The organism is Lentibacillus persicus, assembly GCF_900112705.1.
GTDB classification, from domain to species: Bacteria; Bacillota; Bacilli; order Bacillales; family Amphibacillaceae; genus Lentibacillus; species Lentibacillus persicus.
Map to the genome: position 1 here is coordinate 1 of NZ_FOMR01000013.1, position 16102 is coordinate 16102.

Sequence of the window (16102 nt, forward strand, 5' to 3'; positions counted from 1 at the left end):
ATCCGTATCAGCACTCAAAGGATGACGCATACTCAAATTTGATTATATTACATGAGTCCGTTCATCGGTTGATACATTTAAAAGACAATGAGAAAATCAAAACTCTAATCAAAATTTTGGAGCTTAGCAAAAAGCAAATTCAAAAGGTAAATGAATTACGGAAACAATGCGAAAATGACTTAATCTTAAATTAGGATAAACAGCTTCATTTCACAATACATAGAACTGAGTGAATTGGACTAGTTGGAACGCCGTATGAGGTGAAAGCCTCACGTACGGTGTGGGCGAGGGGAAAAGGGAGCGATAACTTCAAACCCTTACCTATTCGTATGAACAAGGAGAAGTGCTTCTTTTTAGGGCCATTTAATGGAATAAGCAACGTGTGGGCTACCTTAGCCTATAATCAATACTAATGCTCTTTAAGAATAATGAAGGAGAGGTGGTATTTTATGCTAGGTACATCTTTAAGAGTTCTTTACTTTCTAATTGGTATTTCTGTCTTAATTTCTAATTATGATGACTTGTATTTAAGAATTACTAGCATTATTATAATTGTTTTTTCTGGGTTAGATTTATATAAAGCTGCCAAAAATAAAAGTAAACGTAAAGCGGAGAGTTCTTAATATACTTTTCATCAATATCAATCTTCCGGAATACCAGCCAATAGCTGAAAGGAATATTATGTTAACGGGCGCGTTAATTTAAGATTGAAACTAAAAAGTAAATTTTATATATAGCTCAGTTCTGGTCGAACTGGGTTATGCAAAAAGCACCGCATTTTGCGGTGCAATTTATAAGTAAGAGTTTTACGATAGGTGGCAGGATCTGTTTATGAAAAAAGCGTTTCGAGAGATATATGCTCTTTAATTTTTTGATGAAAGTTAACGAGCATACCATAAAACGTTTATAATGTATAAGACGTGACTTCTCCCGACTTCTTTGCACACATGCTTTCACATTGTTCCTTGCTTGGCACTTTACTATAAACATGAATATTTATTTCAGACATTCCCCCATCAGTAAATTCGCCATGATAATCATCTTTCAAATGTTCCATATCCCTTAGAGATCCAAATCCAACTAGGTGTCCTTCAATTATTTTTTCCATGAATATATCTCCTCCTACCCCTATATTCGAAATTGGAAACAAAAGGGGGGCATGAAACCGAAAACTTTTTATACACTTATGTACGGCTAGTAATGCAGGTTCTATTTTGATTAAACTATTTCAAAATGAGGCCTTTATATTTATCTTGAATACGGATGTACAAAGCATCAATTCTCTTCATTATTATTAATTCCAAATGTCAATAATATATGAGTAGTTCCGAACGAAAAGCGAACAAAAAACGAACGAAAAGGCGAACGAATGACGAACAAAAATGCTTCAAAAAGCTGTTAAATTATTAGTATCAGGAAGTTTATAGCTTCCTATTAACTCTTTTCTTTCACGGAAAGGGTTTTTATTTTTGCTAGATAAGGAGGTGTAAACCGTGTCTAATAATGAATTTGGAAAAGCAATGGATAATAATCAGGATAAAAACGTTAAGACAGCTACTAAAGAATCTGCTGAATCTTCATCGAGCAAAGCATCATCAAAAAGAAGGCGCAGACCAGTTAAACCAGAAGGGTTCAAGGAATTTGAAGAGCTGGCGAAAGGCATTATCGAAGCTGACGGGTCTTCATATTATGAATGGCTTCATGAGCGACACCAAGAAATCATCTTGAACTTTAATGTATCAAATCAGAAACAGATTACTAATGTAGCGAAGAAAGGAGAGTGAGTTGCGTGCAAGACGCTATTCAAACCATACAGAATATCACAGATGGTATTAAGCCAATTGCACCAGTCTTAGCCGGACTGGTGCTGGTTGTCATTGGGTTATTGTGGACGTTTGCCAAAGATCCACAGAAAAAGGAAATGTACACAGGATGGATGGTAAACGTTGCAATCGGCTTTGGTATTGTTTATTTGGCTGCCAGTCTTGTTTCTTGGCTGGGCGGTCGGGTTGTTGGATTTTAAGGAGGTAAAGTGATGAGTGCTGCGTACAAATATTTCATAAGCTATCTTTATGAAGATGGTGGTGGGAATGTCGATATAACATTGGAGGAGCCGATTCAATCGATAGATGACATTCGTGGTATTGAAAAGGCAATCAGTGATGAATTTAATCTGGGTGATTCTGTCACCATTCAAAACTTTATAAAGTTAAACAATTAATTTAATTGGCCTTCCAAACGTATGGAAGCTTTTTTTAATGAAAAAGTGCTGATGCTGGACAAGAACTTAACATTCTAACAAAAAAGAAGGCAGTGAATAATGAAAAAACAAGAGGTGAACACGTAGGGCTTCTGTTCAGGGAGTCCTTTTATTGGAGGTGACATAAATGAAAATAAAGCATAAAGTACTTCCCAATAACAATGGTGTTAAGTCGGCGAATAAGTCATATGAGGCCTTTAAAAAACGATTTTCTACCGTAATGGGCGATCAATTTGACCTGACGGATGACCAATTAAGACAAATTTATGATGGGATTTCATCCTGTGTTGAAACAAGTATTTATGCGGAAATGGAAGATGTCCTGTCAGCGATACGAAACACCTACCACGCGGATATAAATTGGGTGATAGAAGAAACCGTGAAACTCTCTAAGAAACATCAAAATCAATCAAACAAGTACACCAATGATGGAACATTGAGGAGTCATAAGTCATTTTCTAATTTGAATAAGGAAGAATATCAAAGTAAACATGGATCATTCAAGCAATTTATCACACATGTAGTTACAAATTATCAATCACTCCCAAAACAGAGAATTGATGTACTGGTGATCAAACATGAAGGCTATCAGCATCTTGAACTGACGTTATTTGGTGAGTCCTTCATACAACAACACGGGTTTAGGACAGCTCATCATCTTCATAACGAATTGATGCATGCCTTTTACACAGCTTTCGATGACTTATTAGCTAAAGGCACAGTCCTGAAATCAGACCAAGCTATTCAAGAACAAGTTCTTGCACCCGTATTAAAACGATTTGACGCTAAACTAGCTGCTAAAGTGGGTGACAGTTATGAGCAAGTCGAATCCCTATAAGAAACTTGTTTTTCAAAATATCGAAGACGCTTTAAGTGATTTGAATGCCGAAGATAAAGGGCGTTATTTTATCTGCAACTGTCCGGAATGTAACCAGCATGAAGCCTTTATGTATAAGAATAATACACGGTTCATTCAATGTAATCGGGAAAACCATTGTGGCTCACGGATGATGCTTGAATTTTATGAGAAGGGAGACATGTCAACTTATGAGCAAAGGGTCGAAAAACAGTATCCCGACCTGACGACGGAACAACGGCAGGCCTTGGGCTGGTCACACCGCGTATTCTCCTATGCGAAAAACTATTTTAAAAGTGAAGCATTAGACAATGGCTATCGTGGCCTGTCAAAACAGACAACACGTGGTTTTGTAGCTGATTTACAACATGAGGCTATCGTTCAGCATGTCTTTCAAAAAGCTAAGACCTTATTGAACAAAGATTATTCCAATAATAGTTGGATGTGCAAGCGAAACTTGATTTTTCCGTTATACGGCGAAGACCGTACGCTAGATCGTGTTTTACTCCGTTCCAGCATTGATGAAAACCTTGATCCTAAAGAAATACAGCTTATTTTCAATCCCTCAAAAGAAACGAGGGATTTTTTTATGGACATTCCGCAGGATGCTAAAAATGTGGTGATAAGTGAATCCATCCTGGATGCGTTGTCCTTTCGTGAGATCGATGAGAATGCTGGTATTATCGCCCTAACAGGGGCAACCAAAACAAGACAGATCAACGATTATTTGGCCGAACATAAGGAACAGTTTGCGGACAAACAGCTTTTAATCGCCATGGATGATGATCAAGCTGGATGGAAGGCAACAAGAGATATCGTGAATACAATCGAAGAGGCTGGAATAGGCAGGGATTGGTCAACTTTTGCTTATTCTCCAGGAACGAAAGATGCGAACGAAAACTTGCAGCAAAACCGCAAAGCATTCACCAAAACATATGAACAGATGGCAGCACGTACGAAGCAACATGAAAGGGTGATGGACCTTGAACACGAGCCATAAGCCATTGACCGAACGATTAAGTAATTGGCAGTTTATTGTGCCTTTGATATTGCTTATCGTCATATCGGGCTTCTTTCTAGCAAACTTTCTATTACACTTTTTCCAGCAAGTGCTGCATTTGATTGAGGGTTTTGCCAACAATCCGGAACAAGTCAACTTGAACACATTCTCAGTTGATTGGGAATACGTGTTCATCTTTCAGAAAGAATGGCTTGAGTTTTATATAGGCTTTTATATCCTGATCGGGATCAGTCTTCTAAAACTCTTGTATAACATCAAAATGAATTATCAAACCATTAACCGTGGGCAACATGGTACGAATGAATTTGAATCCGTGAAAAACATGAAGAAACAGTACCAAATTATTCCGGCATCCAAAACAGAATATGACGGAAAGGGCGGTACAATTGTTGGCGGATTGCAGGAGGCAGGTAAACCATACCGCCTTTTACTGGACGATGCCCCTGTTCACACAATGGTCATTGGGATTACACGTTCCGGTAAGGGTGAGACATTTGTGGTTCCGATGATTGATGTCCAAAGCAGGGCGAAAGAGAAACCCTCCATGGTCATTAATGATCCGAAAGGGGAACTGGCTGGTGCCTCTTATGAAACTTTAAAAAATCGTGGCTATGACGTGTACGTGTTTAATCTGATAGAGCATGCCATGAGCATGGGATTCAATCCCTTACAGTTAGTGATTGATTCATGGAAACAGGGCAGGGTGAGTGACGCGCAAAAATATGCCAACAGTGTGGCATTCAGTTTGTATCATAATCCAAATGCCAAAGATCCGTTCTGGTCAAACAGTGCAAAATCACTGGTGACAGCTATTATTTTAGCCTTAACGGAGGACATGGTGAAAATCGGCAAGGAAGAACGGGTGACCATGTACTCTGTTGCTAATTTCCTTTCCAGTAAGGGAAGTGAAACGGATGAAGAAGGGAATAATGCTTTGGACGAATTCTTCCAGGCACGGGATGAGAATAATCCGGCACGGTTAATGTATGCCACAAGTAATTTTTCAACCGGCAATACAAGGGGCAGTATCTTCAGTGTTGCGATGGATAAACTGCAAATCTTTACACTTGAACCGAACGCGAAAGTAACTGGTCATAACAGTTTGGATTTAACTGAAATCGGTTTTGGTGATAAACCAGTAGCTGTCTTTTTAGCGACACCTGATTCAGACAAGTCAAATGATGTATTGGCCAGTATCTTTGTTAGTCAGTTGTACCGTGTCAATTCGGAAAAAGCAACTAAAAGCAAGAACGGCAAAATGAAACGGCATGTGCAATTCATTTTGGATGAGTTTGGGAATATGCCGGCGATCGATGGGATGGCAAGTATGGTAACGGTAGGGGCTGGACGCGGCTTCAGGTATCACTTAATCGTTCAAGCCTATTCGCAAGTGAAATCGGCTTATGGTGAAGAATCGGACACGATTATTGGCAACTGTTCCAATCAAATCTATATCCTCACCGAAGATAAGAGTACGGCTGAACATTATTCGAGCATGCTTGGAGCTAAAACAATTACCGATGTCAGCCGCAGTGGTGATTATCATTCATTTGATAAGTCGCACAGTGAATCGACAAAAGAACGCTCGCTTTTAACGTCTGATGAATTGATGCGGTTAAAAGAAGGTCAGTCGGTATTGATACGCGTGAATAAACGGCAGGACAAGAACCGAAAAAAGATTGAGCCAAAACCGACTTTTAACCAAGATAAAACCAGTCATAAATTCCGTTATCAGTATTTAGCCGATGACTTTGATACAGACCATTCCATCATGATGCTCCCAATTATGTCCGAAACGTATCATGATATGGATTTAAACAGTATGGTTTATTCGGCCAAATCAAATGATGATTTATTTTTACGAATGGCTGACGTACTGACAAATAAGGAATTTGAACGATTTAAACGACACATCTTACAGATTGAACAAAGTCAGGGTGAACTGGATGAAGAAAAAACCAAAGCATTGCTTCAAGAGGTTGATCACTGGTCGTTTCTTCATTATATGAGTTTCATTGTCCATCATCCTCATTTTTCACGCATACACTTAAAAATATTGGCAGCATTACAGAATTATCTTCCGGCAGACGTGATGCAAACATGGCAGGATAAAGCAACGAAACAAATTGAAGAACAGGTGCATCAAAATGAGAAAGCTAATCAAAGAGCCGATCATCATGCATCAGATGAACAATCCCATGAAGATCAAGAAGCTGAAAAATTACGGGAACAGGCACTATCTTAATAGGGAAGGGAGTGAACAATCGTGAAAGAACCAAAATATCGTGTCGATTGGCGTGTAATTGAAGAAATTGCCGTATTGCATGAAAGTCAGGCAGGCTGGACGAAAGAACTTAACATTATTAGCTGGAACGGTGATGAACCGAAATATGATGTGAGGTGGTGGAATCCGGATAAAACGAGGCTCGGCAAAGGATTTACGTTTACGGAAAAAGAGCTAGGTAAGCTAAAATCGATTATTAATATAAGATTACCGGACGATGTGGATAGGACAAGTTAACCATTTCAAGTGCTAAAGAGGGCTGTTATACTGGTGTCAAAAGGGTATATGGGAGATGATGGTAACTTGATACGGAAACGAACGTTATTGACCTTGGTATTAATAGCCGGTTTACTGATGTTAAGTGCCTGTAGTGGAACGGATAGTGCTGCAGAAAATAATAGCGATGAAGCGACTGAAAATAAACCAAAAGCTGGACTCAATGAAACGACATTAGATGATGTGATGACAAAAAAGGATAATGACGAAGCGTTTTATGTGTTGATCTATGATGCGAAACAAGAATATGTGAAAAACACTAAATTGCTTGAAGCATATGATGAAGCATTAAAAAAAGAAGATATGAAAGTTTTTCATTTGAATATTAGAGATGCTAATGAACAAACAATATCACAGCTATATGAAGAATATGAATCTCACTCAGGCTCATCGCATAATCCATTTGAAGATGGTGGTTTATCCGTTGTGTTTAATGGAGATTTTAATTCTGCTTTTGAGTATCACGGGAAATCATGGAATTTAAATAGATTGATAGGTGAGATGGGTTCAGAAGAAGATACTTTCTTTGACGATGATCGAAACAGTATTATACAAGAAAGCATCCAATATAATCTTGATTATGTAAAGGGAGAAGAAATTGAATTAACGTACTAATTAAGTAACTATAAAAAAGAGCTTACCTCTGGGTAGGTTCTTTTTTATGTCAAAAATGGAAGGAAGTGTATTAATGCAGGATAATCTGAAAAAGCTGTATGAAGATTTAGCAGGAATATTAGATTTGAGCAGTGGATGGCTCTATGATGACCTCCTACGAAACATTGGATGGGGAATTATTCAAGCATTAGTTTGGATTAACAACTGGATCGAAGGTGTGGCAACGGATGTTGTCACACTAGGCGGGGTGTATGATAATCCAGCCATGAATCGCTTTATCGAAACGATTCAGCCTTATGTGTTTGGCATGTTTGTTGTCACACTAACCGTTGTAGGATTTCAGTTTATGCTGAATAAAATTGAAAAACGAAATGAAGTATTGATGAATGTTTTAATTGCTGTAAGTGTCATTGTCATTCTACCGACTATGATGAGTATGATGGATGATTTATTGAACGAAGGCATAACCGCATTAGATGAACCCGGAACACTATCCGATAATGTCCTTAAACGGAATATCGCGGATGTGATGTATTATGTTAATACTGGATTTAATTATGCCAATGGAAGCAATGAGGAGACCGTGGCAGGCAATGAAAATTTGCTTCCACATCCACCAGACCCCGAAAATAAAGACATCGGGACAACGGATTATACGTTCGGAAATCAATTAGAAGATCCTTCTTCAATTGAAGTGAATGAAAAACTGGATGTTCAACAAGATGAAGGCTGGTTTAATTGGACTACGAAGCCGTGGGTAGATGAATTGAAAGAAAAACAAGACAACGGTGGGAAAGGATATGATTTTTTAACACAACGCCTTGTTTCAACAGGTGATGGTGGCACAAGGATAGTTGATTTAAACGAAAATACAGTACCAGCTACCAATTTGGGACAACAAAGCTATTACAGGTATCATGTTAACTGGGGTATTGCCATAGCGACATTGGCTGTAACGGCATTTGCATTAGTGATTACAACCATCAAAATCGGGCGTGCCATGTTTGATTTGGCATTCCATCAATTATTTGCCATGTTCACCGCGGCAACGGACTTAACGGGCGGTCAACGCTTGAAGAAAGTGTTAGTCGAGATTTCCAGTACATTCGCTGTCATTTTTGTGATGATGGTGCTGTTACGGATGTTTATCATTTATGCCCAATGGGCGAATAACATGGAACAACATATTGGCATTATCGGTACTATCTTACTGTTGATTGCTGGTGCGTGGGCATTAATTGATGCGCCTGATATTGTGCAACGGTTGTTGGGAATTGATGCCGGACTGCGCTCTGGCTGGCAGGCTATGATGGGCGGTTATGCTGCAAGTCGTATGGTTGGTGCAGGTGGTAAAATGGCAGCCGAAGCAGGGGGTAAAACCCTTAAAGCAGGAGGCAAAATTGGCGGTGGCGCGGTTGCTGGTGGCACTGGCATGACAAGAGCATTGAAAAATAACAGCCATCTGAAACCAATGCCTTCCCGTCGACAAGCTGGATCACCACGTCAAGAAGGCCAGTTTTCGACAAATATGATGAACGGAGATGCTTCACGTTATGAAAACAACGGAGGGAGTACGGTTGGGAAAGGCCAACCGACTCAGGAAGCTCGACCGTCATCTGTTAATTCGCAAAGTCAACAATCTTCCACTATGAGTTCCGAGCATTCAGGTGGTGTCACACCATCATCAATTCATGGTGGCCAGTCGCAAGAACCATCTGGCCAAGTTAATATCCCGACAGCACCTAAGATGACGAATAAGCCAGGTTCTGGTCATTCAGATGGCCATATTTATCCAAAGCCAAAACATACGTTGTTTGGTGGAAATCGTACAGTGCAGCGAGCCGGCCACTTCCTGACACGGGCACATAACACTGGTTATGATGCAGGACAGAAAATGAAGTATGTTCGTGGCAGTATTAAGGATAAAAAGGATGTGCAAAAGCCAAAAGATATGCAAAGGGGCCTGAGAGACAATGACATACGAGATTCCAAAAGAGATTAAGGCCAAACCGAAGATTTTAGGATTGGAAATGCGAGAGCTAGTCATTCTATTGATTAGCTCTCTTTTAGTTTTAACGATTTTGCGGGATTTAGTTCACAGCGTTTTTATGATTCCGTACTTTTTGACCGTGATCGGCTTCATGATTTATCTGTTTATGCCATCCGGGCACAATCCGAAAAAAAGACATTATGAATCACTCATTCTATATTTTCGTCATAAAAAAACTGGTTACTATGCCATGGATAAACACAAGCAAGAGAACAGTCAATTGCGTGAATAACGTGTAACGGAAGGAGGTTAGCAGTGACCATGACTCATGAAGAAAACATGACTTCCGGTAAGTCTGACGGCAAACAGACGAACCAAAGGTCATGGGCAACTAAAATCAAAAAAGTTTTTCAGCGTAAAAAAACTACGAGCACAAAGAAAGAAAAAATGTTACGGCAAACACCGGAGGTCCTGCCGTTTCTTCAAATACACAATGATTATATTTTGTTGAAGAATGGTGTGATGGATATTCTTCAGATTCAAACGAAAAACATTCATGCTTTGAATGATACGGATTTGAATGTTTTATTGCTGAACCGAACCCGTTTTTTACGAAGTTATTTCAGGTCCTATAAAGAGATCATTTTAAACTTTCCAGCGAATACAGAAGCCCAACGTACTTATTGGCTTAAAAAGCGCAAACAGACAACCAGCCCGATTCGATTGGAATATATTGACCAAAAATTACTTGAGTTTGATTTTTTAGAACGTGAACGCTCCAACCGTGAATTTTTTATTTTGGTGTATGCCGATGATAAGCAGGAACTGACTGATCGAAAAAATGATGCCATACAAGGAATGCAGCAGTCTTTTCCGTTAACAGAACTCTCACGGGCGAAAAAGGAACAGATTCTGTTTCTATTAAACAATCAAAACACGAAACTGTAGAAAGGATGAAAACGATGGCAATGCAGATGAAACAAACAGGAAAACCGAAACCACCTCAGCTGGATAAGGATTTTCTGACAGCAATCCAACCACAAGGCGGTATTCGTTTTCAAGACAAATATATTAAAAAAGGAGACGGCTATGAAGCGTGTATCCATGTTTTTGAATATCCATCCAGTGTCGATGTGTTATGGCTCGATAAAATTATGGCCATGTATGATGTGACCGTTGTAACAGATGTCGCAACAATGAATCAGGATGAGACGGTGAGCGCCATTAATAAAAGTATGGTGGAACAGGATGTCCGGTTCAGAAGCTCCAAGCATGAATCAGAACGGATGGATGCGCAACGTGGTTATCAGGAGATGGAAGACTTATATCGCCAAATAAGTGAAATGGGGGAGATCATTAAATTACTGCATATTCGCTTATTCGTGGCGTCACCAACCATATGGGAACTGGAAAAGAAAGTGGAACGAACCATGTCCAAATTACAGTCATTCGGGTTTAAAGGTCAAATCTTTTTGAATGAAACGTATTGGGAATGGCAGTCTCTATTTTTACCCTACGAACAACAACTGGCGCTTCCAAACAAACGAGAAGGAAAAGGCATGCCGGCTGTGACACTTGCATCAGGTCTGCCGTATCATTTCTCAGAATTAAATGATCGAACCGGCAGTTATTTAGGGACATCGTTTACAGGAGGAAATGTACTGTTTGATCTCTTTCATAAGGATAAAATGAGACGGTTTTTTAATGCAGTGGTTGTCGGAAAGATGGGTGCCGGTAAGTCAACGACACTCAAGAAGTTATTGATGGATAATGAAGCACGTGGCCATTTTATTCGCGGTTTTGACGTAACGGGTGAATTTAAGACCCTTGTTCAGTCCGTGAACGGCCACACGATTAGTCTCGATGGCAGTGATGGCGTCATCAATCCACTGCAAATCTTTCGTACAGAAGACAATAGTAATCCGGAAAAGAATGAAGAAATCAGTTTTATGCAGCACATATCAAAGGTGGCAACCTTTTATATGTTTTTGGCCGGTAGCCCTTCCTCTGAAGAAATTGAAGAATTCAAAAAGGTACTGCGCCTATTTTATGATTCACTTGGTTTCACGGATAAAATTCATACAATAGGTATTACGTCACTGGCTAATGAGGACTATCCCATTTTCAGTGACTTTTTAAGATTCATTCGTGATCAACTCTATGTCAGTACTGAAAAACGAATCATTCGTTCAGAACTATCATCCACGAGGGTTAAGCGACTCGAAAAAATTGAATTGGTAATTGATAATCTGGTGAACAGTTTTTCGTATTTGTTTAATGGCCATACAACAATTCCTGACATTACGAATGAACAAGTAATCTTCTTTTCAATCCGTAATTTAACCGGACTCGAAAAAAGTGTGTTCAATGCCCAAATGTTTAACGCATTGAACTTAATTTGGGATAACTTGATTCAAATAGGCTCGTCACAAAAGCAGCTCATGTATGATGATGAATCGTTTGATATTGATGAAGCGACACGTTTTTTGGTCATGATTGATGAAGCTCATCGACTGGTTAATTCGGAAAATATGCTGGCGGTTAAGTTTTTAACAGACTTTGCACGTGAAGCACGGAAATATTTCGGTGGCCTCATTTTGGCCAGTCAATCCATCCGTGATTTTGTGCCAGACCATTCTGATACAGACACGGTTACCAAAATACGGACGTTATTTGAACTCACCCAATATAAATTTGTGATGCAGCAGGATTCTAATTCCTTGGATACGTTACGGACCGTTTTTGAAGGGCAGCTGACAGACAGTGAATTAGAACATGTTCCGCAACTCCAACAAGGAGAATGCTTATTAAGTATCAGTGGTGTTGGCAATTTAATGTTATCCATTGAAGCATCAGATGAAGAATTGCATTTGTTTGAGGGGGGCTTGTAATGGCAAAACGGGTTCTTTACAAGTTTATATTTCTTCTCATCGTTGCTTTGTTAATCATAGCCGTATATGTCTGGAAATGGACAGCCGATGAAGAACAAGAGCAACAAAATCCTGAGAGTTTATTCGATGAATCACAGCAAGAAACCGAGCAACCGCCAGCACTTCAGGAAGACAAAATTAATGAAGCATTAGATGCTAAACCAGACTCAAATGCTGCAGATGATACACAGAATGACACAGAAAATAAGGCTAATCAGCAAACGGAAGATCAACATGAAACCACCTATCAAAAACAATTTGGTGCGCAGGCTGTCACTACTGCAAAGGAGCAGGCTCAGGAAGGGCTTGCGCTTTATTTATCGCAAATCACCGATTGGGATAAATGGGACGGGGTTGTTACAGCTTCATTTCTGGAAGAAATCAAACAAGACATTCCAGAAGTGAAAGAAGCAAATGTTGAACGGCGTATTGAATCGATTGAACTGTTTGCTTCTGATGCAACACAAAAAAACAACATGACATTCGGTGCATTTGCTTCATGGCATGTCACATCAAATGGACGACTAACCAATCAGCGCACGCAGCTTTTTTACGTGACCATGGTGCAACAAAACGATCAATGGCTGGTGAACAACATGGTAACCCCTGATGACGGGATGGAAGGAAAGAAGGCTAAATGAAACATATTTGGGGTGCTGTGAAAGCCATTGGTAAGAAAAAAGCGATTGGATGGATTGTTGGTCTAGCTGCAGCGAATATCATTCCGATACTCATTGGCTTAGTCCTAATGAGTATTATGTTTGCGATTATTGGCGCATTAGGTGGCAGCGTTGACGAACAACAATCAAACCAAAATCATCCATTTGCCGGTTATGTATGCTCGGCAACAGGTGAGATTAATCAGGAAAAGTGGACGTCTGTTTTTCAAAATAAAGAACGTTCCGGTGCCTTAAAAGGTCATGGTGAGGACATTATTCAACTGTCAGAAGAAAAAGATCTTGATCCTGTTTTGTTTGCTTCTATTGCGCTACATGAAACCGCTTGGGGGAAATCAAATGCCATTCAACAAAAAAACAATCCGGGAGGTTTAATGAATCCGGATGGCAGTGGTCTTTTTTCTTTTCCAACATTGAAAGATGGATTGGAGTCCATGTCGCAAACATTATATAACCGTATTAAAGTTGATGGCTTGGTAACGATTGAACAATTAGGAAGTGTGTATGCGCCGGTTGGTGCTGAGAACGATCCCAATAATTTAAATGAACATTGGGTGCCGACAACGAAAGAAGTTGCCCAAAAGCTGGGTGGTTTAACGATGAATTGTGAACCATCTAATCAACCAGACATGGAAGTGATTGGTGATAAATCATGGATATCATCACATACAAAAAGAATTACATCTGGATTTGGTAATCGAAGTTGTGGTGGTTGTTCGTCATTTCATGCTGGTATAGATGTCGCATCGGGTGGTATTCGGGGAGCGCCAATCACTGCATTTGCGGACGGTGAAATTGTCATCAGTGAAGCAAATGGCACGACATTCAAATCAAGCAGCAACAACATGGGATCAGGGTATGGCTGGTATGTGGAAGTTAAACATGACGACGGTTTAAGGACAAGATATGCACACATGAAAGAAAAGGGAAAACCAGTAGGCACAAACGTTGAAGCAGGTGAGGTCATTGGAAAAGTGGGTTCAACCGGTGCATCGACTGGTGCTCATTTACATTTTGAAATCATTGTAAATGGTGAAAAAGTCGATCCAATGCCATATGTTAAACCATTTTTAACCGGTGAACAATGAACATGGAAGGTGTGATGATTTTTTGAAAAATAAATTGAATCGCGGACGTGAAAACAAAACCTATATTAGTTTATTACTTGTCGCCGGCCTTGCGTTTGGCGTCTTTTTTACGTCTAAAACATGGATGTATGATGACAGTGCAATAGCCCAAACGTCTTTTAATGAATCAATTAATGGGCTTAGTCAAACGACATTAACACTTCGTGATTGGGAGTATAATCCGAAAAATAAATTGATGGAAGTGACATTGGAACGTAACCATACCGGTACAGATGCCGTCGAACCGACATTTTCTTTTTATGCGAAAGAGCAGCATGCCACTCAAAAATATAAAGCAGAATTGGTGTACCAATCCGACAATAATATGGTGGTTCAAATTGAAGATGTCCCAGAATCTTTTGAGGTTATCGGGTTATTTGTGACAGAACATCGGGATCAAAATATCCTCAAACAAGAATACAAAAAGCAGCTGGAAAATAAAGATGGTGAAGCTACGGTGACCGATCAGAGCATCCAAAAATCTGATCTGCCTGAACCAGAACAAGTCATTATCCTTGGAGATTACAGAATAATTGACACCACTCAATCATTGGTAACGAAGACAGATAAAGGGTACAAAAAAGAAAGTATTATAGCCGATATGGAACGCACGAAACAAGCAATCACTACCATTGTTGAAGAAGATATACCGTTTCAGGAAGAGTTAATTACGACACTAAAAAAAGAAAAAGAATCACTGAAACAAGACATGGCGTTCGAAACAAAGGAAGAGCAAGCTGACACAAAACGTGAGATTGAACAAAAGGATAAAGCTATCGAAGAAGCGAAAAGTGAAATCGAAAAACTGAAAAAGAACGTGAAGGAACTCCAGGATAAATATCAAAATCGTGAAGAAGAACTGAATGCTTTAACACAAAATAAGGATGACAAACAGCAAAACAAGAACGAGAAAACGAATGCCGAAAATGTGAAAACTGGTCAACAAGATGCACACCAAAACAAACAAAATGATAACAACCATGCCGCCAAAAAGGATGAAAAGTAGCAGTCAAAACCTATATAAAACCTATATAGACACCTATATAATAGCTATATAATCGCTTGAGGAAATGGGCTTACCGGAAAACTAGGCGCTGCCTAGTTCCCCACCTTGTGTGGGGACATTTTCCCCTTATCCTGTTCAACACTATTTGCGCTCTCATGAAGATGCTCCATTTATTGAAGCGATTTGCCAAAGAGGGAAGGCATTCACATCCTATTGTAGTGTGAGCATGCAGCAAATAAACAGAAAGGAATGATGCAATAATGGAAATCAAAGTGCGCGATGTAGATACCGGTGCCGTCAACGTTTTAAATGACGAAGCACGAAAACAAAACGTGTCACGGAATGAATTATTAAAACGACACATTGAAGATCTAGCACAGTTTAATGGCATCAAACGTGCTGAAAAAGAATTGGATTCTACGATAAGTCGCGTAGGTGATGCATTAGAGATGACGTACAATCGACTCGACCAATTAGAAAAACAATCCATGAAAATGTATTTGTTACTAGCCACTGTGTTGGATGTTGATCCTGAAGAAGTAGATGATTATTTGGAGAAGGTGTTCAAGATAAATATATAAGGAGATGATGATAAATGAATGAAAAAAAGACAACAAAGAAAGGTTCATACTTCCTGTTAAATCCAGTTACGAAAGACAAGATACAGACCATTGCAGGTGAGAAAAATGTGTCTCAAGCCGATGTGATTACGGAAGCCATTGATCACTTTTATGCAGATTGTGATGAAAAGTATGGTGTGTTTAAAAACATGATCTCGGATTTAATGGATGAAAAGCTTGCAGCCATGCAAGACAAATTACAACGTATTCAGGTTACCGGCAATGTGGTGGACCGTGACACGAAAATTCTGTTGGAATTTATGAACCATTATTACTTGATGAATGAGTTTAAAGATTTGATTACCACTGAAAAATATAAAACGAATGGGATGCAGCAAGCAGAAGATTTAATTCAAAAACGTATCCATAAACATCGACAAAAGAAACTCGATTATGAAAAGCGAAAGGCACACAAGCAACAGGAAAGTGAGGCTTAAAAC

At 39.4% G+C, this 16102-nt stretch carries 18 protein-coding genes and 1 pseudogene; 18 read left to right on the top strand and 1 reads right to left on the bottom strand.

Features of this window, described 5'->3' with window-relative positions; all coding sequences use genetic code 11:
• Positions 1–194, top strand: a pseudogene (locus BMZ22_RS17165) (group II intron reverse transcriptase/maturase); the annotation flags it as partial.
• A 710-nt stretch (positions 195–904) separates the two neighbouring features.
• Here BMZ22_RS17165 and BMZ22_RS14515 read toward each other — a convergent pair.
• Complete coding sequence (locus BMZ22_RS14515) at positions 905–1108, bottom strand: hypothetical protein (RefSeq protein ID WP_090086903.1); 204 nt, start codon at positions 1106–1108, stop codon at positions 905–907.
• A gap of 385 nt (positions 1109–1493) precedes the next feature.
• On the opposite strand from BMZ22_RS14515, the gene BMZ22_RS14520 reads away from it, so the two are divergent.
• From BMZ22_RS14520 to BMZ22_RS14600, 17 genes are all read left to right on the top strand, one after another.
• Complete coding sequence (locus BMZ22_RS14520; RefSeq protein WP_090086905.1) at positions 1494–1784, top strand: hypothetical protein; 291 nt, start codon at positions 1494–1496, stop codon at positions 1782–1784.
• 5 nt (positions 1785–1789) lie between these two features.
• Positions 1790–2023, top strand: coding sequence for a pilin (locus BMZ22_RS14525; RefSeq protein WP_010529064.1), 234 nt, complete (start codon positions 1790–1792; stop codon positions 2021–2023).
• Between the two features lie 12 nt (positions 2024–2035).
• Positions 2036–2221 carry a hypothetical protein gene (locus tag BMZ22_RS14530; protein WP_090086907.1) on the top strand — a complete coding sequence of 62 codons (186 nt, stop codon included), beginning with the start codon at positions 2036–2038 and terminating at the stop codon, positions 2219–2221.
• 166 nt (positions 2222–2387) lie between these two features.
• The gene (locus BMZ22_RS14535) at positions 2388–3098 is read left to right on the top strand and encodes a hypothetical protein (RefSeq protein ID WP_090086909.1); all 711 of its coding nucleotides are present in this window, start codon (positions 2388–2390) and stop codon (positions 3096–3098) included.
• Positions 3076–4116, top strand: a complete 1041-nt coding sequence (locus BMZ22_RS14540) for a toprim domain-containing protein (protein WP_090086911.1) — start codon at positions 3076–3078, stop codon at positions 4114–4116. Before BMZ22_RS14535 ends, BMZ22_RS14540 begins: the two co-directional genes overlap by 23 nt.
• Positions 4100–6382 (top strand): VirD4-like conjugal transfer protein, CD1115 family, encoded by a 2283-nt coding sequence (locus BMZ22_RS14545; protein ID WP_090086913.1) that lies wholly within the window; start codon positions 4100–4102, stop codon positions 6380–6382. Before BMZ22_RS14540 ends, BMZ22_RS14545 begins: the two co-directional genes overlap by 17 nt.
• Before the next feature lie 21 nt (positions 6383–6403).
• The gene (locus BMZ22_RS14550; RefSeq protein ID WP_090086916.1) at positions 6404–6658 is read left to right on the top strand and encodes a YdbC family protein; all 255 of its coding nucleotides are present in this window, start codon (positions 6404–6406) and stop codon (positions 6656–6658) included.
• A 48-nt stretch (positions 6659–6706) separates the two neighbouring features.
• On the top strand, positions 6707–7312 hold the full coding sequence (locus BMZ22_RS14555) for an exonuclease/endonuclease/phosphatase family protein (protein ID WP_090087069.1): 606 nt from the start codon (positions 6707–6709) through the stop codon (positions 7310–7312).
• Between the two features lie 73 nt (positions 7313–7385).
• Positions 7386–9314 (top strand): pLS20_p028 family conjugation system transmembrane protein, encoded by a 1929-nt coding sequence (locus tag BMZ22_RS14560; RefSeq protein ID WP_090086917.1) that lies wholly within the window; start codon positions 7386–7388, stop codon positions 9312–9314.
• Complete coding sequence (locus BMZ22_RS14565) at positions 9286–9594, top strand: DUF5592 family protein (RefSeq protein WP_090086919.1); 309 nt, start codon at positions 9286–9288, stop codon at positions 9592–9594. Before BMZ22_RS14560 ends, BMZ22_RS14565 begins: the two co-directional genes overlap by 29 nt.
• Before the next feature lie 29 nt (positions 9595–9623).
• Positions 9624–10250: a hypothetical protein gene (locus BMZ22_RS14570; protein WP_090086921.1), complete on the top strand. Its 627-nt coding sequence runs from the start codon at positions 9624–9626 to the stop codon at positions 10248–10250.
• Between the two features lie 14 nt (positions 10251–10264).
• On the top strand, positions 10265–12193 hold the full coding sequence (locus tag BMZ22_RS14575; protein WP_090086923.1) for a VirB4 family type IV secretion system protein: 1929 nt from the start codon (positions 10265–10267) through the stop codon (positions 12191–12193).
• Positions 12193–12873, top strand: a complete 681-nt coding sequence (locus BMZ22_RS14580) for a hypothetical protein (RefSeq protein ID WP_090086925.1) — start codon at positions 12193–12195, stop codon at positions 12871–12873. The genes BMZ22_RS14575 and BMZ22_RS14580 overlap by 1 nt, the downstream gene beginning before the upstream one ends.
• On the top strand, positions 12870–13997 hold the full coding sequence (locus BMZ22_RS14585) for a M23 family metallopeptidase (RefSeq protein WP_090086927.1): 1128 nt from the start codon (positions 12870–12872) through the stop codon (positions 13995–13997). Before BMZ22_RS14580 ends, BMZ22_RS14585 begins: the two co-directional genes overlap by 4 nt.
• 22 nt (positions 13998–14019) lie before the next feature.
• Positions 14020–15042 carry a hypothetical protein gene (locus BMZ22_RS14590; RefSeq protein WP_090086929.1) on the top strand — a complete coding sequence of 341 codons (1023 nt, stop codon included), beginning with the start codon at positions 14020–14022 and terminating at the stop codon, positions 15040–15042.
• A gap of 272 nt (positions 15043–15314) precedes the next feature.
• A complete protein-coding gene (locus tag BMZ22_RS14595) occupies positions 15315–15623 on the top strand; it encodes a hypothetical protein (RefSeq protein WP_245745464.1) in 309 nt (102 codons plus the stop codon).
• A 14-nt stretch (positions 15624–15637) separates the two neighbouring features.
• On the top strand, positions 15638–16099 hold the full coding sequence (locus BMZ22_RS14600; RefSeq protein WP_090086934.1) for a hypothetical protein: 462 nt from the start codon (positions 15638–15640) through the stop codon (positions 16097–16099).
• Positions 16100–16102 lie beyond the last annotated feature (3 nt).